Raw genomic sequence first — 25,594 nt, forward strand, 5'->3', positions numbered from 1 at the left:
CTCGCACAGGCCTCCCCGGCGCGGCCCGGTCCCGCGACGGGGCCGGGCCGCGGACGCCGCGGTCGGGCCGTCGCGGAATGCCCGACCGTCCCACGGCCTGGGCGAAGGCCGGCCCGCCCTGGCCCGAAGGCACCCGGAAGGGTTCAGCCCACCGAGGAGTAGGCCACGACGCCGCGCAGCAGGCCGTCGACCGCCTTGCGGGCGTTGCGCCGCACCTCGCCGCCCTCCGGGGCCGCGCCGGCGATCTGGCCGAGCACGTCGATGAGTTGCTTGGTCCACCGCACGAAGTCGCCGGCCGGCATGTCCGCGTCGCGCAGCACCGCGTCGAGGCCGTGGCCGGAGGCCCAGCGGTAGGCGGACCAGGCGAAGCCGAGGTCGGGCTCGCGCTGGCCGACGCCCTCGGCCTGGTTGATGCGGTGCTCCTCCTCCAGCGCGTCCAGCCGGCCCCAGATGCGGACCATCTCGCCGAGCGCCTCCTTGGCCCTGCCGGACGGCAGCCGCGGCGGCAGCGCGTCGTCGGCGGACCGGGCCTCGTAGACCAGGGCCGAGGCGCAGGCGGCGAGTTCGGCCGCGTCGAGGCCCTCCCACACGCCGTCGCGCAGGCATTCGCTGGCGAGCAGGTCGAGTTCGCCGTAGAGCCGGCCGAGCCGGCGTCCGTCGGGGGTGACCTGGTCGCCCTCCAGGTAGCCCAGGTCGGTGAGCAGGGCGCAGATGCGGTCGAAGGTGCGGGCGATGGTGTTCGTCCGCCCCTCGATGCGTCGCTCCAGCTGCTTGGTGTCGCGGGCGAGCCGCTGGTAGCGCTCGGACCAGCGGGCGTGGTCCTCGCGCTCGTCGCAGCCGTGGCAGGGGTGCGCGCGGATGGCGGTGCGCAGCCGGGCGATCTCGGTGTCGTCCGCGGCGGCGGAGCGCTCGCGGCGCGGCCGCTGCGGGGCGATGCCCGCCGTACCGGCCTTGGAGCGCATGGCGGAGGCGAGGTCGCGGCGGGACTGCGGGCTGCGCGGGTTGAAGGACTTCGGGATGCGCATCCGGTCCAGCGGTTCGACGGGCACCGGGAAGTCCATCTGCGCCAGCCGCTTGACCTGGCGCTCGGCGGTCAGCACCAGCGGGCGCGGCCCGTCCTGGTGGAACTGGTCCTGCCGGCTGTGGTGGCCGGGGCTGCGGCCGGCCGGCACACCGGGGTCCAGCACCAGGGCGAGGCCCGCGAACTTGCCGGACGGGACGTGGATGATGTCGCCGGGCCGCAGCTTCTCCAGGGCCTGCACGGCGGCCGCGCGGCGCTGGTTGGCCCCGTGGCGGGACAGTTCGGCCTCGCGGTCCTTCAACTGCCTGCGCAGCGACATGTATGCGTCGAAGTCGCCGAGGTGGCAGGTCATGGAGGCCTTGTAGCCCTCCAGTCCCTCCTCGTTGCGCTGCACCTGCCGGGAGATGCCGACCACCGAGCGGTCCGCCTGGAACTGCGCGAAGGAGGTCTCCAGCAGCTCGCGCGAGCGGTGCCGCCCGAACTGGCCGACCAGGTTGACGGCCATGTTGTACGAGGGCTTGAACGACGACCGCAGCGGATAGGTGCGGGTGCCGGCGAGCCCCGCCAGGTGCGCCGGGTCGAAGGCGCGCTGCCACAGCACCACGGCGTGGCCCTCGACGTCGATGCCGCGCCGCCCGGCGCGCCCGGTGAGCTGGGTGTACTCGCCGGGGGTGACGTCGGCGTGGGTCTCGCCGTTCCACTTGACGAGCTTTTCCAGGACGACGGAGCGGGCGGGCATGTTGATGCCGAGCGCGAGCGTCTCGGTGGCGAAGACCGCCTTGACCAGGCCCTTGACGAAGAGTTCCTCGACGACCTCCTTGAAGGTCGGCAGCATGCCCGCGTGATGCGCGGCGATGCCCCGCTCCAGGCCCTCCAGCCACTCGAAGTAGCCCAGGACGTGCAGGTCCTCGTCGGGGATGGACTTCGTGCGCTCCTCGACGACGGCCCGGACCTTCGCCCGGTTCTCCTCGCTGTTGAGCCGCAGCCCGGCGTACAGGCACTGCTGGACGGCCGCTTCGCAGCCGGCCCGGCTGAAGATGAACGTGATCGCGGGGAGCAGCCCCTCGGCGTCCAGCCGCTCGATGACCTCGGCCCGGCTGGGCGTCCAGATCCGGCGCTGCTGGCGCCGGTCCCGCTCGCGGTCGGCCTCGCGGATCTTGCCCGCGCGGCGGTCGCGGCCGTTGAAGGGACGCTGGTTCTCCATGCGGGCCAGGCGCACCAGGTCGGGGTTGACGGAGCGCTGGGGGGCCGGGCCGGAGGCGCCCTGCCGTTCCTCGAAGAGGTCGTACATCCGGCGGCCGGCCAGGACGTGCTGCCACAGCGGCACCGGGCGGTGCTCGGAGACGATGACCTCGGTGTCGCCGCGGACGGTGTCCAGCCAGTCGCCGAACTCCTCGGCGTTGGAGACGGTCGCGGAGAGCGAGATCAGCGTCACGGACTGCGGGAGGTGGATGATGACCTCCTCCCACACCGCGCCGCGGAAGCGGTCGGAGAGGTAGTGCACCTCGTCCATGACCACGTAACCGAGGCCGTCGAGCGCCTGGGACCCCGCGTAGAGCATGTTGCGGAGCACCTCGGTGGTCATGACCACGATCGGCGCATCACCGTTGACGCTGTTGTCGCCGGTGAGCAGGCCGACGCGCTCGGCGCCGTAGCGCTTGACCATGTCGGTGAACTTCTGGTTCGACAGGGCCTTGATGGGCGTGGTGTAGAAGCACTTGCGGCCCTCGCGCAGGGCCAGGTGGACCGCGAACTCGCCCACGATGGTCTTGCCCGATCCGGTGGGCGCGGCCACCAGCACGCCCTTGCCCTCCTCCAGCGCCCGGCAGGCGTCGATCTGGAAGGGGTCCAGGGCGAAGTCGTACAGCTCGCGGAAGCCCGCGAGTGCGGTGGCCTGCTCGGCGGCCCGGGCCTTGGACGCCGCGTAGCGCTCGGCGGGAGACATCTCGTCGTTCATCTTGAAAACGAGACTACCCGGCACCACTGACACCCGACTGATCTTTTACCGTCCGCGCACCACGGCCGCCCCGGCGGGCCGCTCCGTGTCCGGTTTGCGAAGAACCGGACCGGCACTAGCGTGGCAGGCACGGACCGCCGCCCCGGCCCGGACGCCGACGAGGAAGGGACCTCATGGCCACCCTGGTCTCCGTGAACGTCGGACTGCCCAAGGACGTCGAGTGGCGCGGGCGGATCACGCACACCGGTGTCTGGAAGCGGCCCGTCGCGGGCCCGCGCACCGTGCGGCGGCTCAATGTGGACGGCGACGGCCAGGGCGATCTCGCCGGGCACGGCGGGGAGCAGCGGGCGGTGCTGGTCTACCAGCTCGACTCCTACCGCCACTGGCAGGAGCAGCTGAAGCGGGACGACTTCGCCTACGGCCAGTTCGGCGAGAACTTCACCGTGGACGGACTGCCCGACGACGAGGTGTGCATCGGCGACCGCTACCGCATCGGCACCGCGGAGTTCGAGGTGACCCAGCCCCGAGTGACCTGCTACCGGGTGGGCCTGCGGATGGAGGAGCCGCGGATGGCGGCGCTGCTGGTCGCCCACGCCCGGCCGGGCTTCTACTTCCGCGTCCTGACCGAGGGCGAGGTGACGGCGGGCGACGAGATCGTCAAGCTCGCCACGGGACCCGAGGCGATGACCGTCGCGGAGATCGACGCGGTGCTCTACCTGCCGGGCCACGAGCGGTCCCAGGTGGAGCGCGCGCTGCGCATCCCGGCGCTCAGCCCCGGCTGGCAGGGCTCGATGCGGGCCCTGCTCGCGGACGCGGCCGGCGAGGCGGAGGACGGCAGGCCGGCGGGGACGGCCAGGAGCAACGCCGGGCTGACCGCGGGAAGCGTCGGCCCGCCGCCGGCGTGGCCGGGCTTCCGGACGCTGCGGGTGGCCGGGATCGTCCCGGAGAGCGAGGGCATCTCCTCGGTGACGCTCGCCGCGGCCGACGGCCGGCCGGTACCGCCGGGGCTGCCCGGGCAGTTCCTCACCGTGCGGATGCGGCCCCGCCCGGACGCGCCGCCGGTGATCCGCAGCTACTCGCTGTCGGGCCGGCCGGGCGCGGCGGCCTACCGGATCAGCGTGAAGCAGGAACCGCACGGCGCGGCGAGCACCTATGTGCACGAGCACCTGAAGGTGGACGACGTGCTCGAAGTCGCCGCGCCCCGCGGCGCCTTCACCCTGGACGAGGGGACCGCGCCGGTCCTGCTGGTGTCCGCGGGGGTCGGGGCCACACCGGTGCTGGCGATGCTGCACGCGCTGGCCGACGCGGGCACCCGGCGGCCGGTGTGGTGGGTGCACGGCGCCCGGGACGGCCGCCACCACCCCTTCGCCGCCGAGGCACGCGACCTGCTGGCCGGACTGCCCGGCAGCCGTGCGTACGTCGCGTACAGCAGACCGCGCGCGCAGGACCGCCCCGGGACCGACTACACCGCGGCGGGCCGGCTGACGGCGGACGTGCTGCGCGCACTGGCCCCGCCGGCCGAAGCGGAGGCCTATGTCTGCGGCCCCGACGCCTTCATGGCCGACATGACCGAGGCCCTGCGCGCCTGCGGGCTCGCGGCCGGCAGCATCCGCACGGAGGCCTTCGGGGCGCAGTCCGCGATCACCCCCGGCATCGCCCAGGGCCCGGCGAAGGCCCCGCACCAGCCCGCGCACCCGCCCGGCCCGGCCACCGGCCCCACGGTGTCCTTCGCCCGCAGCGGCCTGAACGTGCCCTGGGACCCCGGCTACGGCACGCTGCTGGAACTCGCCGAGGCCTGCGACGTGCCCACGCGCTGGTCGTGCCGCACCGGTGTCTGCCACACCTGCGAGACCGCGCTGCTCTCGGGCCGCGTCCGCTACGAGCCCGACCCGGTCGAGCCGCCCGGCGAGGGCGATGTCCTCATCTGCTGCGCGCAGCCGCCCGAGGACCTCGTGCTGGACCTCTGACCCCGCTCACACGCCCGCCGAGGCGGGGTTCACGCCCCGGTGAGCAGCCGCGCCGCCCGGGGCACCGTGACCGCGGTCAGCGGCAGCGGCCCGAGGCGCTCGCCGTCGGCGTAGCCCGTGAGGTCCGCGGCCGCCAGGGACACCTTGGCCGCGCGGTGCACGGTGACCACGGGGTGCGTGGTGTGGGTGCCGCGGAAGACCCGCGGGAAGACGCGCAGCAGCGTGGCCCGGGAGCAGGCACCCACCACGCAGATGTCGAACAGCCCGTCGTCCATCTCGGCCTGCGGGCAGATCCGCATGCCGCCGCCGTACGAGGACCCGTTGCCCACGGCTATCAGCGTCGCCTCGATCTCCCGCTCCGGGCCGTCGTCGAGGGCGATCCGGTACCGGAAGGGCCGCAGTGCCGCCAGTTCGGCGAGCATCGCCACGTCGTAGCGCAGCCGGCCCGCCGGGTAGCGCATGCGGTTGCCCCGGTCGTTGACGCGGGAGTCGAAGCCGGACGCCAGGACGGTGCCGAACCACCGCTCCCCGACCCGTCCGAGGTCGATCTCCCGGGTCCGCCCTTCCGCCAGCGCCCGGGCGATCAGCCGGCCAGCCGCCGCGGGGTCGCCCAGCGGGAGCCCGGCGGCGCGGGCGAAGTCGTTGCCGGTGCCCGCGGGCACCACGCCGATGGGGGTGCCGGTACCGGCCACCGCGCGCAGCGCCAGCGACACCATGCCGTCGCCTCCTGCGGCGACCAGCGCGCCGGTGCCGCCCTCGACCGCCTTGCGGGCCTTGAGCAAGGCGTCCGCGGCGTCGGCGCCGGTCACCGTGCGGACGGAGTGGCCCGCGTTCCGCAAGGCGCGGACGGCCGGCGACGCGGCGTGCGCGCCCCGGCCGCGGCCCGCGGTGGGATTGACGATGAGGGTGATCTCGCTGGTCACGCGCGGACCCTACCGCGCGTCACCGCCGGTGTCAGGTGGCGTCGTCGAAGCCGCGTCCGCTCGGCCGGATGTCGTCCTCGACGGGCGACGCCTGCTCGGGCACCGGGGCCCCGACGGGCTCGGGGGTGAGGTCGAGCACCGACGCCTCGTCGTCGTCCAGGTCGGCGTCCGGGTTGGCCCGGTGCTTGCGCCGGTCGTTGAGCAGCGAGACGGCGACGGCCAGGAAGTACAGCACCCAGATCGGGCCCGCCAGCGCCATCATCGTCAGCGGGTCGGTGCTGGGGGTGGCGACCGCCGCGAAGACGGTGATGCCGACGATCATCGCCCGCCACCAGCTGAGCATCCGCCGCCCCGTGACCACACCGCCGAAGTTCAGCAGCACCAGGAGCAGCGGCATCTCGAAGGCGAGGCCGAAGACGACGACCATGCGTGTGACGAGGTCGAGCAGGTCGTCCAGCGGGAGCAGGTTCTCGACGTTGCCCGGCGTGAACCCGATCAGCACCTGTGCCGTGGTCGGCAGCACCCGGTAGGCGAAGTAGCCGCCGCCGAGGAACAGCGGGAAGCCCGCGCCGACGAAGGAGAGCGCGTACTTCTTCTCGTGCCGGTGCAGGCCCGGCGCGAGGAACGCCCAGAGCTGGTACAGCCAGACCGGAGCGGCGAGCACCACGCCCGCCATCAGCGAGACCTTCAGCGCCAGGGTGAACGGCGTCAGCAGACCGTTGATGGTGATCCGGGCGCAGGTGCCCTGCGTCTGCTTGGACAGCTCGGTGAACGAACTGTTGCAGCCCACCGACTCCAGCACCGGCTTGGTGAAGAACTCGATGATCTCGTTGTAGAAGAAGGCGGCGACGACCGTGACGACGATGATCGCGAGCAGCGCCTTGGAGAGCCTGTTGCGCAGTTCACGCAGGTGCTCCACAAGGGGCATACGCCCCTCGGGGTCCCTCTCCTGCTTGCGGGCGGACTTGAGCAACCCACGTCCTCAATTCGGGCGGTCGCCGCCGTCGCGGTCGGCTTCCGCGTACCTGTGCCGTGCGGTCAGCTCTGGGTGTGCTGCGTCTGCTGCTGCGGCGTCTCGTTGACCGGGCGGGCGCTGGAGACGTCGCCGGGCGCGGCCTGGATCGTCCGGGGCGCGGCCTGCGGGGCGTCCGCCGGCTGCTCGGCCGGGGCGGCGTCGTCGTTCTTCATCGCCTTGGCCTCGCTCTTGAGGATGCGCATCGACTTGCCGAGGCCGCGCGCCATGTCCGGCAGCCGCTTGGCGCCGAAGAGCAGCAGGATGACGACGAGAATGAGAATGATCTCGGTGGGGCCGAGCCGTCCGAACATGTGCGTCTACCTTCTCACCGAGGCGGCATGGGTACCTGTCTGCGATCTGCGGGCGCTGTGCACCCACCGACCACTCTGCCAGCGATCGTAACGTGCGGGAGTAAACGTGTGGCAATCACCCGGCATCCGTACAGTTGCTGCCCCCGCCGCACTCTTCCGGGGCCGCGAAGTGCAGCGTACCTCCCGGGACCGCTGAGAACGAGAGGCCGTCGGACGGCGGTGGTGCCGGCCGGCCCGCCGGGGGTCACGGCCGGGAGAGTTCACCGGCCTCCCGGGCCAGCGGCGCCGCCGCCCGCTGCAAGTCGTCCGCGGCGCGCGTCAGTTCGGCGCCGCTGCGCCCCACCTGACGGGCGAGGCCGAGCACCTCGGCGTACACGCGGATGCCGAGGACGCCGAGCACGAGGATGCCGGCGGTCGCGAGGCCGACGTACAGGTAGAGCCACCACATGGCAGCCGAGCGTAGCGGGTCAGCCCAAGTGGAGCCGCATCGTGCGCACACCGCCGTCGGTGAGCAGTTCCACGATGCGGTCCCCGGCGGGCTTGCGGACGGAGATGCCGCAGTCGGGGCAGGTGAAGGAGTAGAAGGTCGTCCGGTGGCTGCCGCCGATGGCCAGCCGCAGGTCGCCCGCGGCGAGTTCGAAGCTCGCCCGGCACTCGGTGCAGGAGGCCCGGAAGACCGCACCGGGCGCCGGATCGTCCCCCGGGGCGGGATCGTCCGCGCCGGACGTGCCGGACGTGCCGGGCGTGTCCGCCCGGTCCGCCGTGTCCGTCATGCCCGGTCCCCCGTCACTCGCCGTAGGCCGCGAGGGCCTGGGCGGCCGCGTCCCGGGCGCTGGCGACCAGGTCGGGCGGGGAGACGATGCGGCCGTCGCGGCCGAGCCGCAGCGCCAGCCGGCGCAGCGAGCCCGGGTCCGGGGTGCGCAGGGTGATCCGCAGGCCCCCGTCGGGCAGTTCCTCGGCGCGGTCGTGGGGGTAGTACTCGGCGACCCAGCGCCCGCCGGGCCCGACCTCGGCGACGACCTCCGGGTCGTCGCCGGCCGGCTGCACCAGCCCCTGGGACAGGTCGCGCGGCTCGATGCGCGGCGGGTCGCTCGCCTCGTCCAGCAGCCGGATCTCGGCGACCCGGTCGAGGCGGAAGGTGCGCCGGTCCTCCGACAGACGGCACCAGCCCTCGAAGTAGGTGTGGCCCACGGCGAACAGCCGGATCGGGTCGACCTCGCGCTCGGTGAGCTCGTCCCGGGCCGGCGAGTAGTAGCGGATCCACAGCCGGCGGCGTTCGGCGATGGCCCGGTCGACGTCGGCGAAGACGCTGCCCTCGGACTCGAAGGTCACCGAGAGCCGCGCCGAGGCGCCGGCGGCCTCGCCCGCCGCGCCCTCGATCTTGGCGGTGGCGCGCAGCAGCGCCTGCCGGTCGCTCTCGCGCAGCCCGGGCAGGTTGGCGACGGCGCGGGCGGCCACCAGCAGCGCGGCGGCCTCGTCGGCGGCCAGCCGCAGCGGCTGCGCGACGTCGTCCACGTTGTGCCACCAGATGCGCTCGCCATCGGTGTCGATGTCGAGCAGGTCGCCGCCGCGGAAGCTGGTGCCGCACAGCGGGAGCACGTTGAGGTCGCCGATCAGTTCGGCCTCGGTGACCCCGAACGCGCGGGCCACATCGGTCACCCGGGCGCCGGGGCGCTCGCGCAGATACGTGACCAGGGACAGCATCCGTCGCGTCTGGTCGATCGCGTTCGCCATCTCGTCCTTCTCCCCCGCTCAGCCCTTGGCGACGGCGCGCAGCCGGTCCACCACGTCGGCCCGCAGCTCGGCGGGCTCCAGCACGACCACGTCCGGGCCGAACTCCACCAGCCAGGCGTCCAGTCCGTGCCCGTACGGGATCTCCACCTCGTCCCAGTCCGCGTCCACCGGCAGTGTCTCCACGGCCCGCGCCCGCAGCGGATAGCCGGAGTCGCGGCGCAGCCGGATCCGGGCGGTCGCGGTGGCGCCCTCGCCGGCCCAGCTGGCGACGGCGGCCCGCACGTCCACGTGGTCGGGCACATCGGCGGTGAAGGTACCGCCGCGGGTGCGCACGCGGCCGGTGATCCGGGAGAGCCGGAACACCCGGACGGCACCGCGGTCGCGGTCCCAGCCGGCCAGGTACCAGTGGCCGCGCCAGCACTCCAGCGCCCACGGCTCGACCTGGCGGGGCTCGGGGCGGACCGCGTTGGCCTTGCGGTAGTCGAAGACGACCGGCCGGCGGTCGCGCGTGGCGAGCATCAGCGGCTCGAAGGCCGGCTCGGGGGCCGGGATGCGGGGCTCCAGGGCGCTGTGCCCGGAGACGGCGGGATCGCGCGAGCCGTCTTCCGCGTCTGCCGCGTCCTCGGAGTTCGCGTCGCCGAACGGCACGCCCGCGGCACGCAGCTTCTGCAGGGCGCCGCTGGCGGCCTCCGCGAGCCGGGCCTGCTGCCACACCTTGGCGGCCAGGCTCAGCGCGGCGGCCTCCTCGGCGTCCAGGGCGATCTCCGGGAGGCGGTTGCGGTCCCTGCGGGCCAGGTAGCCGATCTCGCCGTCGATGCTCTCCACGGTCTCGATGACCATGCCGAGTTCACGCAGGTCGTCCTTGTCCCGCTCGAACATGCGGTTGAACGCCTCGTCGGAACCGATCTCGTGATAGGCCTCGATGGAAGCGCGCAGCTCCCGCTTGCTGACCGGGCGCCGGGTGTTCATCAGGCACAGCGCCAGGTTCATCAGCCGCTCGGCCTTGGCAATGGCCACTCGACGCAACCTTCTTCCTCTTCGGCTCTCGATCGAGACGGTACCGCGACGGCGCCGCCCGGCAAAAGCGAATGCGACCTGCTCGCCGGGGGTCCCCGGCGGGAGCCCGGACGCGGCGGAGCCCCCGTCGCTCCGGCGGTGCCGGTACGGCGGGGGCTCCACTGGGCGAAGGACGCCCTACGGTCCGTCAGACCGAGAGCAGGTCCACGACGAAGATCAGGGTCTCGCCCGGCTTGATGGCCGGGGTCGGGCTCTGGTTGCCGTAGGCGAGGTGCGCCGGGATCGTCAGCTGACGACGGCCGCCGACCTTCATGCCCTGCACGCCCTGGTCCCAGCCCTTGATGACCCGGCCGCCACCGAGCGGGAAGGTGAAGGGCGAGTTGCGGTTCCAGCTCGCGTCGAACTCCTCACCGGTGCTGAAGGCGACGCCCACGTAGTGGACGGTGACGTTCTGTCCGGCCTTGGCCTCGGCGCCGTCGCCCTCCCAGATGTCCTTGATCTCCAGGTCGGCCGGGGGCTCGCCGCCCGGGAAGTCGATCTCGGGCTTGTCGATGCTCACGTACGTGCTCCTCTTGAAATGGCGGACAACCTGCACAGTCTTACATCACGGCGAGGATGTCGACCGTGAAGACCAGCGTGGAGTTGGCGGGAATACCGCTCTGCGCCTTGTTGCCGTAACCCTGGGCCGGCGGCACGACGAGCAGCACGCGGCTGCCGACCTTCTTGCCGGCCAGACCGTCCTGCCAGCCCTTGATGACCTGCTGGAGCGAGAAGTTGGCGAGCTGGGCGCGGGAGTACGTGGAGTCGAACTCCTTGCCGCCGTCCCACAGGACGCCCTTGTACTGCACGAGCAGGTTGTCGGCGGCCTTCACCTCGGGGCCGGTGCCCTCGATGACGTACTCGGAGACCAGCTTGGCCGGTGCGGCGCCCTTGGGAACGTCGATCGAGGGGGCCTGGCCGTCGGTGTTCGTGCCCACCTTGGGAAGCGCGGCGTCGCCCTGCGCGACGGCCTTGCCCTGCGCGGAGCTCTTGGCGCCGAAGGTGTTCACCACGTCCACGACGAACACCAGCGTGTCGGTGCCCTTGATGCCGGCCTGGGCATTGCCCTGCGCGCCGTAGCCGAGGGCCGGCGGGATGGCCAGCTCGACGCGGTCGCCGACCTTCTTGCCCACCAGGGCCTTGTCCCAGCCGGGGATGACCTGCCCGACGCCGATCGGGAAGACGGCCGGCGCGCCGCGGTCGTAGGAGTTGTCGAAGACCTTGGCGGTGCTCCAGATCTGGCCGAGATAGTTCGCCTGGAGGAAGTCGCCCTTGGCGACCACGGCGCCCTTGCCCTCGATGACGGTCTTGACCGCGAGATCGCTGCTCGGCTCGCCCGGCCCCTTGGCGACGGTCGGCTTCTCGCCGAACTTCGTGCCGGCCGTGATGTCGGGCAGCGGGCCGCTGACGATGTTGACGGTGGCCGCGGGCGCGGAGCCGGCATCCGATGGGGAGGTGCCCGGCTTGACCTTGTCGGACTTGTCGTCACCGCAGCCCGCGAGGGTGAGCAGGCCGGCCGGCACGGCGAGGAGGAGAGAACGTCGGCGCACAGGGATCCCCATCAGGTCGATCTTGTCTATCTGGCGTGCGCGCCACTCTACGGCGTGCGTGGGGCCCCGTACGAACACCGACGGGGCCCCGCGCCTGCCTTCACGCTCTTGTGCTACATCCCGGCGATCAGCTTCTCCACCCGGTCGTCGACGGACCGGAAGGGGTCCTTGCACAGCACCGTGCGCTGCGCCTGGTCGTTGAGCTTCAGGTGCACCCAGTCGACGGTGAAGTCGCGCCGCTGCTCCTGGGCGCGGCGGATGAAGTCGCCGCGCAGCCGCGCCCGCGTGGTCTGCGGGGGCACGGACTTGGCCTCGAAGATCTTGAGGTCGTTGCAGATCCGCTTGGCCTGACCGCGCTTCTCCAGCAGGTAGTACAGCCCGCGGCGGCGGTGGATGTCGTGGTAGGCGAGGTCTATCTGCGCGATGCGCGGATGCGACATGGTGATGTTGTCGCGCGCCCGGTACCGCTCGATCAGCCGGTACTTCATCACCCAGTCGATCTCGGTGCCGATCCGGTCCAGATCACCGCTGCCGATGGACTCCAGCGCCCGGCCCCACAGTTCGAGGACCTGCTCGATGACCCCGCTGCGGATGCCGCGGCGCTCGCAGAAGTCCACCGCCTTGGAGTAGTACTCCTCCTGGATCTCCAGGGCCGAGGCCTCCCGGCCGGAGGCGAGGCGCACCTTGCGCTGTCCCGTTATGTCGTGGGAGACCTCGCGGATCGCCCGGATCGGGTTCTCCAGCGTGAGGTCCCGCATGACGGTGCCCGCCTCGATCATGCGCAGCACCAGGTCGGTCGCGCCGACCTTGAGCAGCATGGTCGTCTCGGACATGTTGGAGTCGCCGACGATGACGTGCAGGCGCCGGTAGCGCTCGGCGTCGGCGTGCGGCTCGTCCCGGGTGTTGATGATGGGCCGGGAGCGCGTGGTGGCGGAGCTGACGCCCTCCCAGATGTGCTCGGCACGCTGGCTGACGCAGAAGACCGCGCCCCGCGGGGTCTGCAGCACCTTGCCGGCGCCGCAGATCAGCTGCCGGGTGACCAGGAACGGGATGAGGATGTCCGCGAGGCGGGAGAACTCCCCGTGGCGGGCGACGAGATAGTTCTCGTGGCAGCCGTAGGAGTTGCCGGCGGAGTCGGTGTTGTTCTTGAACAGGTAGACATCACCCGCGATGCCCTCCTCGTGCAGGCGCCGTTCGGCGTCCACGAGGAGCCCTTCGAGGATGCGCTCACCGGCCTTGTCGTGGGTGACGAGTTCCGTCACGTTGTCGCACTCGGGAGTGGCGTACTCCGGGTGGGACCCCACGTCGAGGTAGAGGCGGGCGCCGTTGCGGAGGAAGACGTTGCTGCTACGACCCCATGACACGACACGGCGGAAGAGGTACCGCGCCACCTCGTCCGGGGACAGACGCCGCTGTCCCCGGAACGTGCACGTGACGCCGTACTCGTTCTCCAGCCCGAAAATGCGGCGGTCCATGCTGAGACCTTACGCCTGATGCGTGGACCTCAAACCGTCTTGGGCCGTGGCGATTCGATCTTTTTCTGTGCCGCTCGCCTGGTTTGACGGGGCCGGCGGGCGGCTGCCGCCGGCCAGCAGCACCGCCAGCGCGGCCAGTCCGCCCGCCCCCGCCACCGTGAACGCCGCCACCGCTCCGCCGTACTGGGCGGCCGGCCCGGAGGCGGCGGTGCCGACGGCCGCGCCCACACCGAACCCGGTGACGATCCATGAGAACGCCTCGGTGACCGTGCCCGCCGGGGCATGCCGGTCGACCACCACGAACGCACAGGCCAGCGACGGCGCCAGGAAGAGCCCCGACAGCGCCGCGAGCGCCGTCATGAAAGCCACGCCGGGCACGAGGACGAGCGGCAGATAGCAGACCGCGAGGCCCGCCATCAGCAGCCGCAGCCGGCGCTCGGGCACCCCCGGCCACTGCCGCGCGCCGTACACCACGCCGCCGATCAGCGCGCCGAACCCGGTACCGGACAGCACGTAACTCGAGACCATCCCGCCGCCGTGGCCGTCGGCGTACGCGACGGCCGCCACCGCGATCGAGCCCAGCGACAGGCCGACGAAGAAGAAGGAGGCGACCAGAACGGCGATGCCGCGCGAGCGCAACGGCCCCAGCCAGTCCGGGATCCGCGGCTCCGAGCGCCACGCCCGCGACGGCGGCGAGACCACCACGCTGACCGCCCCCGCCACGCCGACGGCCGCGATCCACAGCAGCGCGGCCGACTCCGAGAAGCCCGCCACCAGCAGGGTCACCAGCAGCGGCCCGACGGCGAACATGACCTCCTGCGCGGCGGCGTCCAGGGCGTAAGCCGCGTGGATACGCTCGGGACGCCTCAGCACCCCCGGCCACAGGGCCCGCAGACCGCCCTCCAGCGGCGGCGTGAAGAACCCGGCGACGAGCATCGCCGCATAGGCCAGCGGCAGCGGGCGGAGCCCGGCCAGCGCGAAGACCGCCATCCCGGCGGCGGAGGCCAGCGCGGCGGGCAGCATCACCCGGGGCTGCCCCAGCCGGTCGACGGCCCGGCCCAGCAGCGGCTGGCCGACGGCGTTGGCGATGCCGTAGACCGCCGACAGCGCCCCGGCGAGGGCGAAGTCACCGCCCTGCGCCCGGGTGAGCAGCACGATCCCGAGGGCGGCCGTGGCGTTGGGCAGGCGACCGATGAGGGTGCCGGCCAGCAGCCGCATCGCGTGCGGAGCGCGCAGCAGGTCCGCGTAGCCCGTCGCCATGGCCGCCCCTTGGTCAAGTTGTACGTATAACGTCGCGGGTCATACGTACCATGGCCGCAGTCCGCCGGTCCAGCCGTGGCACCGGGCGAGCACGGCGAGAGGGGTCCCCGACGGTGACCGGCACAGCGCGTCCGACCTCCCGGGACGTCGCACGGGCCGCGGGGGTCTCGCAGGCCACCGTCTCGCTCGTGCTCGGCGGCAAATGGCGCGGGCGCGTGTCCGAGGCCACCGCCGACACCGTCCGCGCACAGGCCCGCGAACTCGGCTACCGGCCCAACATCGCCGCACGCAACCTGCGCCTGGGCCGCACCCGGACCGCCCTGCTGGTCGTCCCCTCCATCACCAACGAGTACTTCGCCCGGATCTACACCGGCGCCGCCCGCGTGGCCGAGGAGCACGGCTTCGGCGTCGTGCTCTACCCCTCCCCCGAGGGCGTCGGCCCGGCCCGCGACCCCTTCGGCTCCGCCCGGGCCGCACTGGACGGCATCATCGCCTCCTCCATGGCCGCCGACGCCCTCGCCGCGATCGGCGAGGGCGGACTGCCGCTGGTCATGCTGGACGCCGACCCCGACACGCCCGGCCCCGCCGCCACCGTCAACCTCGCCATCGCCGACGGGATGCGGCAGATCGCCCACCACGTACGCGCCCTCGGCCACCGCCCCGAACGCGTCGCCCACCTCGCCGCCGACATCGACACCTGGACCTTCCGGGTACGCGCCCAAGCCCTCGCCGAAGTCCTCGGGACCACTCCCACCACCGAGCACTCCGCCCTCGACATCGAAGCCGCCCGCCACGCCACCGAACGCCTCCTCGCCCGCACCGGCACCCGCCCCACCGTGCTGGTCTGCGACGACGACGTCCTCGCCGTCGGCGCCTGCAAGGCCCTGCGGCGCCTCGGACTGCGGGTCCCCGACGACATCTCGGTGACCGGCTACGACGACTTCGCGCTGGCCAGCGCGATCGACCCGGAACTCACCACCGTCCGCCTGCCCGCCGAGGCCGTCGGCGCCGGCGGCATGACCGCCCTCCTCGACGCCCTGGCGGACCGCCCCGCCACCGGCGCCGAACTCCCCGTCCACCTCGTCGTCCGCGGCTCCACCGCCCCGCCGCGGGACACCTGACGGCACACACGCCCGCGCCCCGGCCACCACTGGGGCGGCCGGGGCGCGGACGGAACACCGGGAAAGCGCGGAACGCGCCGACTCACACGTCCTCGTCGAGCTCCGGAAGCTCGTCGTCATCATCGGTCGCGGTGGCCGGCGCCGCCTTGCCCGCCGAGCCACCGGCACCCCCGTCCTCCAGCAGCAGCGACAACTGCCGGCCGAGGATCCGCTTGAACTTGCGCTGCTGCGGCCGCGTACGGTCCAGCACCGCCACCTCCAGCTGCTCCGCCGTGAGCTGCCGGTCGCTGCCGTTGGTGTCCCGGCTCAGGGACTCCACCGCCAGCTTCAGCGCCTCCGCGAGAGTCATCCCGTCACGGTGGCGCTGGTCCAGATAACTGCCGATCTGGTCGGAGTTGCCGCCGACCGCCACCGCGCCGTGCTCGTCGACGATCGAGCCGTCGTGCGGCAACCGGTAGATCTGGTCCTCGGAAGGATCGGAACCCACCTCCGCGACGATCAGCTCCACCTCGTACGGCTTCTCGCCGACACTGGAGAAGATCGTGCCCAGGGTCTGCGCGTACACGTTCGCCAGACCGCGGGCCGTCACATCGTCACGGTCATAGGTGTAACCACGCAGGTCGGCGTAGCGCACCCCGCCGATCCGCAGGTTCTCGAACTCGTTGTACTTGCCCACCGCCGCGAACGCGATGCGGTCGTAGATCTCGCTCACCTTGTGCAGCGCGCGGGACGGGTTCTCGGCGATGAAGACGATGCCGTCGGTGTACTGCAGAACGACGACGCTGCGCCCGCGCGCGATGCCCTTGCGGGCGAACTCCGCGCGGTCGGCCATGGCCTGCTGGGGTGAGACATAGAACGGCGTCGACACCGGCTATCCGTCCCTTTCTGTCGTGTACGGGTCCATCGCAGGACGTCCGGGCTCAGAGCAGCTCGGCACGCGGGCCGTCGGGCTGCTCCATCCGCCGCTCATGGATGGCGCGGACGATCTCCTGGCTCTCGGACTCTGTGAGCCTGCGGAAGCCGTCCTCGGTGATGACCGTGACGATCGGGTAGATGCGGCGGGCCAGATCGGGACCACCGGTCGCCGAGTCGTCGTCCGCCGCGTCGTACAGCGCCTGGACGACCAGCGTGGTCGCCTGCTCGCCGGTGAGGCCGGACTTGTAGAGCTTCTTCAACGCGCCGCGCGCGAAGACCGAACCGGAACCGGTGGCGGCGAACCCGTGCTCCTCGGAACGGCCGCCCGTCACGTCGTACGAGAAGATGCGGCCCTTCTCGCGGACGGTGTCGTACCCGGCGAAGAGCGGGACCACGGCCAGGCCCTGCAGCGCCATGCCGAGGTTGCTCCGGATCATGGTCGACAGGCGGTTCGCCTTGCCCTCCAGGGACAGGACGTCGCCCTCGATCTTCTCGTAGTGCTCCAGCTCCAGCTGGAAGAGCTTGACCATCTCCACGGCCAGACCCGCCGTGCCCGCGATGCCCACCGCCGAGTACTCGTCGGTGGGGAACACCTTCTCGATGTCGCGCTGCGCGATGATGTTGCCCATGGTGGCCCGCCGGTCACCGGCGAGCACCACACCGCCGGCGAACGTCGCCGCCACGATCGTGGTGCCGTGCGGCAGCTCGACGGCGCCGTGCACCGCCGGCAGCGAGCGGTTGCCCGGGAGCATCTCCGGCGCGTGCGCGCCCAGGAAGTCGACGAACGAGGACGACCCGGGCGTCAGGAAGGCAGCTGGTAGACGCCCGGTGCTACGAGTGTTGGCTTCCACACGTTTCCTTCCACGTAGGCGGCCGCCCGCCGTATGACGTCGGGCCGATCCCTCAACTGCCCCAGCGCGGCATTGCAGCTGAAGCACAGTACGCCACGGACCCTACCCGTCCTGTGGTCGTGATCCACATGTTCGGCCGGGGCATCCAGACAAATACAGCAGATCCCGAACTGCTCAGTGACCATGGCGTCCCGCTCGGCCTCGGTCATCCCGTACTTCCGCTTCAGGTGGCCGGCCCGGCCCTCCACCGCCCGGCACGCCTTGCACCGGGTCGACAGGCCGTCGGACGCGCTGCTGTTGCGGTCCCACTCGCTGTGCGGCTTGGTCTCCCCGCAACGACGGCAGTGCTTGTGCCCCTCGGGCACAAGCACTCGCGGCCGCACGTTCCTGCCCTTCGCCAACTGCCTCTGCTGGTGGTATTCGGCCCAGCACGTCCGGCAGTAGGCCTGGAGACCGTCGCGCGATGCCCTGTTCTTGGCGAACGCCTCACGCGGCAGCGGTTGCTTGCACCGAGAACACTGCTTCACGCCCCCGTCGTTCATGGATGTGGACTACTGTCCACCCTTCTGAACGAACGAGCGCACGAAATCCTCCGCGTTCTCCTCGAGGACGTCATCGATCTCGTCCAGCACGGAGTCCACGTCGTCCGACAGCTTCTCGTGGCGGTCCTTGAGGTCGGAGGTGCCCTGCGCGTCCTGCGCGGTCTCCTCGACCTCCTCGGTCGAACGCGTGGCCTTCTGCTGCCCACCGCCGGTGTCCTTGGTAGCCATGTGTCCCTCACCCCGCTCGGTTCCATGTCCTACAAGATCAGACCCTACAAGGAGGGCCTGACATCGGCCCCCGGTATTGCGCAACGTCCGGGGGCCACCCCCATGATTCCCAGTTCGGGAGGATTTCAGCCCTGATCAGCCGCCCGACAGGATCCGCACCAGCTCCTCCGCCGTGCGGCAGCGGTCCAGCAGTTCCTTGACGTGGTTGCGCGTCCCGCGCAGCGGCTCCAGGGTGGGCACCCGCTGCAGGGAGTCACGGCCGGGCAGATCGAAGATCACCGAGTCCCAGGAGGCCGCGGCGACGTCGTCCGCGTACTGTTCGAGGCAGCGCCCGCGGAAGTACGCCCGGGTGTCCTCCGGGGGCTTGCCGATGGCCCGGTCGACCTCTTCGTCGGTCAGCAGCCGCTGGACGCGCCCGCGGGCGGCCAGGCGGTTGTACAGGCCCTTCTCGGGGCGCACGTCCGCGTACTGCAGGTCGACCAGGTGCAGGCGCGCCGCGTCCCACTCGAGGCCGTCGCGGCGCCGGTAGCCCTCCAGCAGCTCCCGCTTGGCGACCCAGTCCAGCTCGCGGGACAGGCTCATCGGGTCGCTCTCGAGCCGGTTGAGCACGTCCTCCCAGCGTCCGAGGACGTCCTTGGTCTGCTCGTCGGCGTCGGTGCCGAAGCGGTCCTCGACGTACTTGCGGGCGAGCTCGCAGTACTCCATCTGGAGCTGCACAGCGGTGAGGGTGCGGCCGCTGCGCAGCGTGACCAGCCGGCGCAGTGTGGGGTCGTGGCTGACCTGGTGGAGGGTGCGGACCGGCTGGTCGACGGCGAGGTCGACGTTGATGAAGCCGTCCTCGATCATCGACAGCACCAGGGCGGTGGTGCCGAGCTTGAGGTAGGTCGAGAGCTCCGCGAGGTTGGCGTCGCCGATGATCACGTGGAGCCGGCGGTACTTCTCGGCGTCGGCGTGCGGCTCGTCGCGGGTGTTGATGATCGGCCGCTTGAGGGTGGTCTCCAGGCCGACCTCGACCTCGAAGTAGTCGGCGCGCTGGCTGATCTGGAAGCCGTGGTCGTGCCCGTCCTGGCCGATGCCGACGCGTCCGGCGCCGGTGACGACCTGGCGGGAGACGAAGAAGGGCGTCAGGTGGCGCACGATGTCCGAGAAGGCGGTCTCCCGCTTCATCAGGTAGTTCTCGTGCGTGCCGTAGGACGCGCCCTTGTTGTCGGTGTTGTTCTTGTACAGGTGGATCGGCTGGGCGCCGGGCAGCTGGGCGGCCCGCTCGGCGGCCTCCGCCATGATGCGCTCGCCGGCCTTGTCCCACAGCACGGCGTCGCGGGGGTTGGTGACCTCCGGCGAGCTGTACTCGGGGTGGGCGTGGTCGACGTAGAGCCGGGCACCGTTGGTGAGGATCACATTGGCCAGGCCGATGTCCTCGTCGGTGAGCTGGCTGGAGTCCGCGGCCTCGCGGGCGAGGTCGAAGCCGCGGGCGTCCCGCAGTGGGTTCTCCTCCTCGAAGTCCCAGCGGGCGCGGCGCGCCCGGTGCATCGCCGCCGCGTAGGCGTTGACGACCTGGGACGAGGTGAGCATGGCATTGGCGTTCGGGTGGCCCGGAACGGAGATCCCGTACTCCGTCTCGATGCCCATTACTCGCCGTACGGTCATGCGGCCCTCCTTGCCCGGCTCCGGGCCGTGGCGGCCCGGTCGCTCAAGTACCGCCCCGCGCGTGGCCCTCGGGCGGTACCGATGAGCCTAGAACGCGATGACGGCAGTGGGGAGATCATTACGCGCTTTCTTGGGTTATGCCGGGGTGAAACACTCCGGCTGCGGGTGCCCCTGCGTGGGCACCCGCAGCCGGAGAGTGGTCGCGCTACAGGTACTGGCCCGTATTGGCGACGGTGTCGATGGAGCGACCGGTGTCGGTGCCCTGCTTGCCGGTGACGAGCGTGCGGATGAAGACGATCCGCTCGCCCTTCTTTCCGGAGATGCGGGCCCAGTCGTCCGGGTTGGTGGTGTTGGGCAGGTCCTCGTTCTCCTTGAACTCGTCCACGCAGGCGGCGAGCAGGTGGGAGACGCGCAGGCCCCGCTGGTTGTGGTCGAGGAAGGCCTTGATCGCCATCTTCTTGGCCCGGTCCACGATGTTCTGGATCATGGCGCCGGAGTTGAAGTCCTTGAAGTACAGGACCTCCTTGTCACCGTTGGCGTAGGTGACCTCCAGGAAGCGGTTCTCCTCGGACTCCGAGTACATCCGCTCGACGACCGACTGGATCATGGCGTCGACGGTGGCCTCGGCGGACTCGCCGTGCTCGGACAGGTCCTCCGAGTGCAGCGGCAGGGTCGCGACGAGGTACTTGGAGAAGATGTCCTTGGCCGCCTCGGCGTCCGGCCGCTCGATCTTGATCTTCACGTCCAGGCGGCCGGGCCGCAGGATCGCGGGGTCGATCATGTCCTCGCGGTTGGAGGCGCCGATGACGATGACGTTCTCCAGTCCCTCGACGCCGTCGATCTCGGCGAGCAGCTGCGGGACGATGGTGTTCTCCACGTCCGAGCTGACGCCGGACCCACGGGTCCGGAACAGCGACTCCATCTCGTCGAAGAAGACGATGACGGGTGTGCCCTCGCTCGCCTTCTCCCTCGCACGCTGGAAGACCAGGCGGATCTGCCGCTCGGTCTCGCCGACGTACTTGTTCAGCAGCTCGGGACCCTTGATGTTCAGGAAGTAGCTCTTGCCCTGGGGCTGCCCGGTGACCTCGGCGACCTTCTTGGCAAGGGAGTTGGCGACGGCCTTGGCGATCAGGGTCTTGCCGCAGCCGGGGGGGCCGTAGAGGAGCACGCCCTTGGGCGGGCGGAGCTCGTACTCCTTGAACAGTTCGGCGTGCAGATAGGGCAGTTCGACCGCGTCGCGGATCTGCTCGATCTGGTTCCGCAGGCCGCCGATCTGGCGGTAGTCGATGTCGGGCACCTCTTCGAGGACGAGCTCTTCGACCTCGCTCTTGGGCACCCGCTCGTAGACGTATCCCGAGCGCGGTTCGAGCAGCAGCGCGTCGCCGGCGCGGAGGGTGCCGTCCAGCAGCGGCTCGGCGAGCCGCACCACCCGCTCCTCGTCGGTGTGCCCGATGACCAGGGCCCGCTCGCCGTCCTCGAGGATCTCCTTGAGGGTGACGATGTCTCCGATGCGCTCGAACTCCATGGCCTCGACCACGTTGAGCGCCTCGTTGAGCATCACTTCCTGGCCGCGCCGGAGGTCGTCCAGCTCGACCGACGGTGAGACGTTCACCCGCAGCTTGCGGCCGCCGGTGAAGATGTCCGCCGTCCCGTCGTCGTTCGCCTGCAGGAACACGCCGAATCCGGCGGGGGGCTGTGCCAGCCGGTCCACCTCTTCCTTGAGGGCCACGATCTGGTCGCGGGCCTCGCGGAGGGTGTTGGCCAGCCGCTCGTTCTGAGCGGAGACACCCGCAAGACTGGTCTGCAGCTCGACGATCCGCTCCTCGAGAATCCTCGTGTGCCGCGGAGAGTCGGCGAGCTTACGTCGCAGGACGGCGATCTCCTGCTCAAGAAAGGCGACCTGGCTCATGGGGTCTTCCGATCCACGAGCGGGTCGGCCGCCACGGTTGATGTCGTCGTCGTGGGCCGCCACGGTCCTCACCTCCTCCAAGGGGAGCTGGACGCTTCCAGACCCTACCTGGGCCAGTAGGGGTTGAAACCCCTAGATCACAAAGACGTCCGGTGTGTGTCCGATCTTCACCCTTGCGCACGTCCTCGTGCCAGGGAGATACCCAGCCATCACCATCCGAAAGCGGCCGGTTGTATCGTCGGTTCGGTCAACGCCCGTCAGGGGCGGTCCCTTCCCGAACGACGAACGGCAGGCGAGATACCCGTGAGCGACGAAGTCGTCGAGGCGCTTGAGGTCTGGATCGATCAGGACCTGTGCACCGGTGACGGCATCTGTGTGCAGTACGCACCCGAGGTATTCGAGCTGGACATCGACGGGCTCGCGTACGTCAAGGGTGACGACGGCGAGCTGCGTGAGGCCCCCGGGGCCTCCGTGCCGGTGCCCCTGCCGTTGCTGACCGATGTGGTGGATTCGGCCAGGGAATGTCCTGGCGAATGTATTCATGTACGTCGGGTTTCGGACAGTGTAGAGCTGTACGGACCCGGCGCGGAGTGATCTGTCACACGCTGTTCGCGAGCGGTCCGGGGATCTCGTAGTAGGTGCCCGACCGCCATTCCCAGCTGTAGTCCCGCATCTGGTCGGGGCAGCAGCGCGGGATGTCCTGCGAGGAGTAGCCGAGGACCGTGGCGCGAACCTTTCGCCCCTCGATCCGCAGGTCCTTGAGGGACCGCTGCTCCTTCGGGTCGACCAGCGTCTCCGTGATCCGCGGCGCGGCGCCCGGTGCGGTGCCGGCCGAGACCACGTAGAGACCGCTGGGCGGGGTGCCCGTCTCGGAGTGGCAGCGCGCGACCGCGACCGTCTCCGGGCGGCCGTCCCCGTCCAGGTCGCCGGCGGCCTGGTCGACCACGTCCACCGGCGCGCCCGCGCAGTTCATCGTGTAGTGGGCGGCCTTCGGGTCCGGTGGTGCCGCGGCGGGGACCGCGGGGACCGCCGCCTTCGCACCGGCGGCCGGCGGCTTCGCGGTGGAGGCGCCGGCGGGCTGCACCAGTGCGGCGCTGCCTATGACCGCGGCGATCACCGCGGCCGTGGTGATCCAGTGCACCGAACGGGCCCGGGTGTGCGGGAGGGCCGGTCCTGCCGTGGGCTGCACGCGCCTGTCTCCTGTGGAGTTGGTCGAGCGGGGTGGCCAGCATGCTGCCACAGCGCGCGGGGCGCCGGTACGACCGGGTCCCGTGTGTCGCAAATCTTTTATCGGTACGTCATATGACGTATGTGGCTGGAGACACGGAGGGGACACAAAAGCGCCGCCCCGGTCTCCCGGTGGCGGCGCTCTCGGTGGCCTGCGGTCAGTCCGTGGCCTCGAGTTCCTCGACGGCCTCGGCCGCCTCACCGCCCTTGGCGGCCCGGCCCGCGGCGCGACCCGCGCCCGGACCGGTGTAGTCCTCGCCGTACGCGCCCGGCGCGGGGCGCCTGCGCCGCAGCGGGGGCTCCACCCCGTCCGCCAGCCGGCGCGCGGTCAGCAGGAACCCGGTGTGCCCGATCATCCGGTGGTCCGGACGCACCGCCAGTCCCTCGACGTGCCAGGTGCGCACCATCGTCTCCCACGCCGACGGCTCGTTGAACGTGCCGTGCTCGCGGATCGCCTCGACGGTCCGCGCGAGCTGCGTGGTCGTGGCCACATAGGCGCACAGGATGCCGCCGGGCACCAGGGCCTTGGAGACCGCCTCCAGGCACTCCCACGGGGCGAGCATGTCCAGGATGACCCGGTCGACGTCGACATCGCTGAGGTTGTCCTGCAGATCGCCGACGGTGAGCTGCCACGCCGGGTGCGGACCGCCGAAGTACCGCTCCACGTTCTGCGTCGCGATCTCGGCGAAGTCGGCGCGCCGCTCGTACGAGTGCAGCATCCCCTCGTCACCGATCGCCCGCAGCAGGAACATGCTGAGCGAGCCCGATCCCACGCCGGCCTCCACGACGCGCGCGCCGGTGAAGATGTCGGCCATGGACAGGATCTGCCCCGCGTCCTTGGGGTAGACCACGGCGGCGCCGCGGGGCATGGACAGGACGTAGTCGGGGAGCAGGGGGCGCAGCGCAAGGTAGGCGACGTTTCCCGTGGTACGCACCACACTGCCCTCGGGGGCGCCGATCAGCTCGTCATGCGGGAACGACCCCTTGTGGGTGTGGAAGTTCTTCCCGGCCTCGAGCGTGAACGTGTAGTGGCGTCCCTTGGGATCGGTGAGCTGGACCTGGTCCCCGACCTTGAAGGGCCCGCGACGGCGGGCGGCACCGGTCGGTTCGGACATGCCCCCAGCCTACCGGTGTTTTTTAACGGCTCGTTCGCCTCCGGGGCGCCCTGTGACGGTGCCGACGGTCGACCGTGCTCGGTCCCTCGTTCCTCGGGCCCTCCGCGCTCCCCAAGATACCGCTGGGAGGTGCCCCCACTCCCTTTCGGCACCGTCGCGCCCCTTGGGCTCACTCGCCAGGCGGTGGTCCTGTGGGGGCGCCGGCGCGACACGGGGCGTTCGCCCTCTGGGGCCGCGTGCCTGCGGCCCTGCGAGTGCCTGTATGCCCACCTCGTGCGACGGCCCCAGGGAGCGACGGCCCGCGAATTCACCATGGCTGCCCGGCGAGTGAGCCGAAGGGGCGCGCGCCTGTCGAAAGGGAGAACACGAGGAGGCCCCGAGGAACGAGGGGCCGAGCATGATCGACCGTCGACAGGTGCTGAAGGCGCCCCGGAGGCGAACCGAGCCCTAAACAGACGGCCGGGCCATGGCGGCGAGGAAGGCTTTTTCGACGTCTGCGGTGGACAGGACGCCGTAGATCTCGCCGGAGTTCTCCACCACCAGGTATTCCGTGGCCGGTGTCGCGCGGAGGGTGTCGAGGAGGTCCTCGCCCGCGAGTTCGGCGGAAACCTTCATGCCGGGCTTGAGGTCCTGGGCGAGTCCGGAGACGGCGACCCAGGGGCGCCGGTGCTCGGGGATGCCGACGATCGCTGCTTCGCGGACGACAGCGGTGGGGGTGCCGTGGCCGTCGACGACGACGAGGGCGCGGGCGCCCGCCTCGTTGGCGCGTCGCAGGGCTTCGGACAGGGGGGTGTCGGAGGCGACGGGCAGGGCGCGCCGGGTGAGGGTGCGGGCCTGGAGTTCGGGGAGGTGTTCGCGGAGCCGGGCCATGCGCAGGGCGTTGCCCGCGCCGGTCCAGATGATCGCGGCCAGGATGGCGGCGAGCAGGGCGTCGGTGAGGGAGTCGAAGCCGGTGGCGTCGCCGGTGCCGTCGCTGAGGCCGCCGGCGTAGGACAGCAGGGGCAGGCCGATCAGGACGGCGAGGGCGAGGGCGCGCCCGATCCAGGCGGCGGCGACGGTGCCGGTCATGGGCTTGCCGGTGATCTTCCAGATGACCGCGCGCAGCATGCGGCCGCCGTCCAGCGGGAGCCCGGGCAGCAGGTTGAACGCGGCCACGAGGAGGTTGCTGATCATCAGTCCGGCGAGCAGGACGCCCGGCACGGTGCCGGGGTCCACGCCCTGCATGCCGAGGTAGAACACCCCGGCCAGGACGAGCGAGAGCAGCGGGCCGATGAAGGCGAGGACGAATTCCCGCCCCGGGGTGTCGGACTCCTTCTCGATCTCGGAGACGCCGCCGAAGAACTGGAGCTGGATGCGGCGCACCGGGAGGCCGAAGCGGAGCGCGGCGACCGTGTGGGCGAGTTCGTGCACCAGGACGGAGGCGTAGAAGGCCACCGCGAAGAAGAGCGAGACGAGGTAGCGCAGGGCGCCGAGTTCGGGCAGGACGCGGTCGAGTTGACCGCCGAAGACCCAGGTGATCAGGGCCGCGACCAGGAACCAGCTGGGGGCGACGTACACGGGCACGCCGAAGACGCGGCCCATGAGGATGCCGCCGCCGGGGCCGGCGGGGCGTTTTCCGGTGCCGTCGTCGGCTCCGGGGGTGCGCCCGCCGCCTTCGCGCGGCTGCTGGCTTTCGCTCACTGGTTCCCCTCGTTCGGCTGTCGGTCCGACGTCGATGGTATTGCCCGGCTGCCCGGAGCCGACACCGGCTGTCGGTGCGAACCCATAGGG

24 protein-coding genes are annotated in these 25,594 nt (G+C 71.4%); 3 read left to right on the forward strand and 21 right to left on the reverse strand.

Annotated elements, in window-relative coordinates; all coding sequences use genetic code 11:
• Positions 1 to 143: 143 nt before the first annotated feature.
• The gene (locus ACIP64_RS21495) at positions 144 to 2,978 is read right to left on the reverse strand and encodes a DEAD/DEAH box helicase (protein WP_401589052.1); all 2,835 of its coding nucleotides are present in this window, start codon (positions 2,976 to 2,978) and stop codon (positions 144 to 146) included.
• Positions 2,979 to 3,151: 173 nt separating this feature from the next.
• Here ACIP64_RS21495 and ACIP64_RS21500 point away from each other — a divergent pair, with 173 nt between their 5' ends.
• Positions 3,152 to 4,945: an MOSC domain-containing protein gene (locus ACIP64_RS21500; RefSeq protein ID WP_401589055.1), complete on the forward strand. Its 1,794-nt coding sequence runs from the start codon at positions 3,152 to 3,154 to the stop codon at positions 4,943 to 4,945.
• Positions 4,946 to 4,974: 29 nt separating this feature from the next.
• Here ACIP64_RS21500 and ACIP64_RS21505 read toward each other — a convergent pair whose 3' ends face one another.
• The 11 genes from ACIP64_RS21505 to ACIP64_RS21555 form a co-directional block, all read right to left on the reverse strand.
• Positions 4,975 to 5,868 (reverse strand): diacylglycerol kinase, encoded by an 894-nt coding sequence (locus ACIP64_RS21505; protein WP_401589057.1) that lies wholly within the window; start codon positions 5,866 to 5,868, stop codon positions 4,975 to 4,977.
• A 31-nt stretch (positions 5,869 to 5,899) separates the two neighbouring features.
• Positions 5,900 to 6,841: a twin-arginine translocase subunit TatC gene (gene tatC / locus ACIP64_RS21510; RefSeq protein ID WP_401589059.1), complete on the reverse strand. Its 942-nt coding sequence runs from the start codon at positions 6,839 to 6,841 to the stop codon at positions 5,900 to 5,902.
• Between the two features lie 65 nt (positions 6,842 to 6,906).
• On the reverse strand, positions 6,907 to 7,194 hold the full coding sequence (gene tatA, locus ACIP64_RS21515; protein WP_384280399.1) for a Sec-independent protein translocase subunit TatA: 288 nt from the start codon (positions 7,192 to 7,194) through the stop codon (positions 6,907 to 6,909).
• 244 nt (positions 7,195 to 7,438) lie between these two features.
• Positions 7,439 to 7,642 (reverse strand): hypothetical protein, encoded by a 204-nt coding sequence (locus ACIP64_RS21520; RefSeq protein WP_401589062.1) that lies wholly within the window; start codon positions 7,640 to 7,642, stop codon positions 7,439 to 7,441.
• Positions 7,643 to 7,661: 19 nt separating this feature from the next.
• Positions 7,662 to 7,967: a hypothetical protein gene (locus ACIP64_RS21525; protein ID WP_401589065.1), complete on the reverse strand. Its 306-nt coding sequence runs from the start codon at positions 7,965 to 7,967 to the stop codon at positions 7,662 to 7,664.
• Positions 7,968 to 7,980: 13 nt separating this feature from the next.
• Positions 7,981 to 8,928, reverse strand: a complete 948-nt coding sequence (locus ACIP64_RS21530; protein ID WP_401589067.1) for a helix-turn-helix transcriptional regulator — start codon at positions 8,926 to 8,928, stop codon at positions 7,981 to 7,983.
• Positions 8,929 to 8,946: 18 nt separating this feature from the next.
• On the reverse strand, positions 8,947 to 9,945 hold the full coding sequence (locus ACIP64_RS21535) for a helix-turn-helix transcriptional regulator (RefSeq protein ID WP_401589069.1): 999 nt from the start codon (positions 9,943 to 9,945) through the stop codon (positions 8,947 to 8,949).
• 187 nt (positions 9,946 to 10,132) lie between these two features.
• Positions 10,133 to 10,504: an FKBP-type peptidyl-prolyl cis-trans isomerase gene (locus ACIP64_RS21540; protein ID WP_360906338.1), complete on the reverse strand. Its 372-nt coding sequence runs from the start codon at positions 10,502 to 10,504 to the stop codon at positions 10,133 to 10,135.
• A gap of 40 nt (positions 10,505 to 10,544) precedes the next feature.
• A complete protein-coding gene (locus ACIP64_RS21545; RefSeq protein ID WP_401589072.1) occupies positions 10,545 to 11,534 on the reverse strand; it encodes an FKBP-type peptidyl-prolyl cis-trans isomerase in 990 nt (329 codons plus the stop codon).
• A gap of 113 nt (positions 11,535 to 11,647) precedes the next feature.
• A complete protein-coding gene (gene pafA / locus ACIP64_RS21550; RefSeq protein ID WP_319662002.1) occupies positions 11,648 to 13,009 on the reverse strand; it encodes a Pup--protein ligase in 1,362 nt (453 codons plus the stop codon).
• Positions 13,010 to 13,018: 9 nt separating this feature from the next.
• Complete coding sequence (locus ACIP64_RS21555; RefSeq protein WP_401589075.1) at positions 13,019 to 14,269, reverse strand: MFS transporter; 1,251 nt, start codon at positions 14,267 to 14,269, stop codon at positions 13,019 to 13,021.
• A gap of 50 nt (positions 14,270 to 14,319) precedes the next feature.
• Between ACIP64_RS21555 and ACIP64_RS21560 the strand changes: the two genes are divergently transcribed.
• Positions 14,320 to 15,390, forward strand: coding sequence for a LacI family DNA-binding transcriptional regulator (locus ACIP64_RS21560; RefSeq protein WP_401589077.1), 1,071 nt, complete (start codon positions 14,320 to 14,322; stop codon positions 15,388 to 15,390).
• A gap of 82 nt (positions 15,391 to 15,472) precedes the next feature.
• Here ACIP64_RS21560 and prcA read toward each other — a convergent pair whose 3' ends face one another.
• From prcA to arc, 6 genes are all read right to left on the reverse strand, one after another.
• Positions 15,473 to 16,258, reverse strand: coding sequence for a proteasome subunit alpha (prcA, locus tag ACIP64_RS21565; protein WP_401589080.1), 786 nt, complete (start codon positions 16,256 to 16,258; stop codon positions 15,473 to 15,475).
• 52 nt (positions 16,259 to 16,310) lie between these two features.
• On the reverse strand, positions 16,311 to 17,156 hold the full coding sequence (gene prcB / locus ACIP64_RS21570) for a proteasome subunit beta (protein ID WP_401589083.1): 846 nt from the start codon (positions 17,154 to 17,156) through the stop codon (positions 16,311 to 16,313).
• Positions 17,108 to 17,698, reverse strand: coding sequence for an endonuclease VII domain-containing protein (locus tag ACIP64_RS21575; protein WP_401589086.1), 591 nt, complete (start codon positions 17,696 to 17,698; stop codon positions 17,108 to 17,110). The genes prcB and ACIP64_RS21575 overlap by 49 nt, the downstream gene beginning before the upstream one ends.
• Before the next feature lie 9 nt (positions 17,699 to 17,707).
• Positions 17,708 to 17,926 (reverse strand): ubiquitin-like protein Pup, encoded by a 219-nt coding sequence (locus tag ACIP64_RS21580; protein WP_384280417.1) that lies wholly within the window; start codon positions 17,924 to 17,926, stop codon positions 17,708 to 17,710.
• 135 nt (positions 17,927 to 18,061) lie between these two features.
• Positions 18,062 to 19,573 carry a depupylase/deamidase Dop gene (gene dop / locus ACIP64_RS21585; RefSeq protein ID WP_401589089.1) on the reverse strand — a complete coding sequence of 504 codons (1,512 nt, stop codon included), beginning with the start codon at positions 19,571 to 19,573 and terminating at the stop codon, positions 18,062 to 18,064.
• A gap of 205 nt (positions 19,574 to 19,778) precedes the next feature.
• Positions 19,779 to 21,545, reverse strand: a complete 1,767-nt coding sequence (gene arc, locus ACIP64_RS21590) for a proteasome ATPase (protein ID WP_401589091.1) — start codon at positions 21,543 to 21,545, stop codon at positions 19,779 to 19,781.
• 234 nt (positions 21,546 to 21,779) lie between these two features.
• Between arc and ACIP64_RS21595 the strand changes: the two genes are divergently transcribed.
• Positions 21,780 to 22,076 carry a ferredoxin gene (locus ACIP64_RS21595; protein ID WP_401589482.1) on the forward strand — a complete coding sequence of 99 codons (297 nt, stop codon included), beginning with the start codon at positions 21,780 to 21,782 and terminating at the stop codon, positions 22,074 to 22,076.
• 4 nt (positions 22,077 to 22,080) lie between these two features.
• Here the strand turns inward: ACIP64_RS21595 and ACIP64_RS21600 are convergent, their stop codons facing one another.
• The 3 genes from ACIP64_RS21600 to ACIP64_RS21610 form a co-directional block, all read right to left on the reverse strand.
• Positions 22,081 to 22,671 carry a hypothetical protein gene (locus ACIP64_RS21600; protein WP_401589093.1) on the reverse strand — a complete coding sequence of 197 codons (591 nt, stop codon included), beginning with the start codon at positions 22,669 to 22,671 and terminating at the stop codon, positions 22,081 to 22,083.
• Positions 22,672 to 22,867: 196 nt separating this feature from the next.
• Positions 22,868 to 23,824, reverse strand: coding sequence for a tRNA (adenine-N1)-methyltransferase (locus ACIP64_RS21605; protein ID WP_401589095.1), 957 nt, complete (start codon positions 23,822 to 23,824; stop codon positions 22,868 to 22,870).
• Positions 23,825 to 24,271: 447 nt separating this feature from the next.
• Positions 24,272 to 25,504, reverse strand: coding sequence for a site-2 protease family protein (locus ACIP64_RS21610; protein WP_401589097.1), 1,233 nt, complete (start codon positions 25,502 to 25,504; stop codon positions 24,272 to 24,274).
• Positions 25,505 to 25,594 lie beyond the last annotated feature (90 nt).

This window comes from Streptomyces sp. NPDC088733, assembly GCF_044751185.1.
Classification (GTDB): domain Bacteria; phylum Actinomycetota; class Actinomycetes; order Streptomycetales; family Streptomycetaceae; genus Actinacidiphila.

Excerpts from the sequence above, each read along its gene's own strand:
- ACIP64_RS21580 (WP_384280417.1), bottom strand. The coding sequence starts at position 17,926 with ATGGCTACCAAGGACACCGGCGGTGGGCAGCAGAAGGCCACGCGTTCG.
- ACIP64_RS21555 (WP_401589075.1), bottom strand. The coding sequence starts at position 14,269 with ATGGCGACGGGCTACGCGGACCTGCTGCGCGCTCCGCACGCGATGCGG.
- ACIP64_RS21500 (WP_401589055.1), top strand. The coding sequence starts at position 3,152 with ATGGCCACCCTGGTCTCCGTGAACGTCGGACTGCCCAAGGACGTCGAG.
- dop (WP_401589089.1), bottom strand. The coding sequence starts at position 19,573 with ATGACCGTACGGCGAGTAATGGGCATCGAGACGGAGTACGGGATCTCC.
- ACIP64_RS21495 (WP_401589052.1), bottom strand. The coding sequence starts at position 2,978 with ATGAACGACGAGATGTCTCCCGCCGAGCGCTACGCGGCGTCCAAGGCC.
- ACIP64_RS21560 (WP_401589077.1), top strand. The coding sequence starts at position 14,320 with ATGGCCGCAGTCCGCCGGTCCAGCCGTGGCACCGGGCGAGCACGGCGA.
- ACIP64_RS21530 (WP_401589067.1), bottom strand. The coding sequence starts at position 8,928 with ATGGCGAACGCGATCGACCAGACGCGACGGATGCTGTCCCTGGTCACG.
- pafA (WP_319662002.1), bottom strand. The coding sequence starts at position 13,009 with ATGGACCGCCGCATTTTCGGGCTGGAGAACGAGTACGGCGTCACGTGC.
- tatA (WP_384280399.1), bottom strand. The coding sequence starts at position 7,194 with ATGTTCGGACGGCTCGGCCCCACCGAGATCATTCTCATTCTCGTCGTC.
- ACIP64_RS21520 (WP_401589062.1), bottom strand. The coding sequence starts at position 7,642 with ATGTGGTGGCTCTACCTGTACGTCGGCCTCGCGACCGCCGGCATCCTC.
- ACIP64_RS21525 (WP_401589065.1), bottom strand. The coding sequence starts at position 7,967 with ATGACGGACACGGCGGACCGGGCGGACACGCCCGGCACGTCCGGCACG.
- ACIP64_RS21575 (WP_401589086.1), bottom strand. The coding sequence starts at position 17,698 with ATGAACGACGGGGGCGTGAAGCAGTGTTCTCGGTGCAAGCAACCGCTG.
- ACIP64_RS21605 (WP_401589095.1), bottom strand. The coding sequence starts at position 23,824 with ATGTCCGAACCGACCGGTGCCGCCCGCCGTCGCGGGCCCTTCAAGGTC.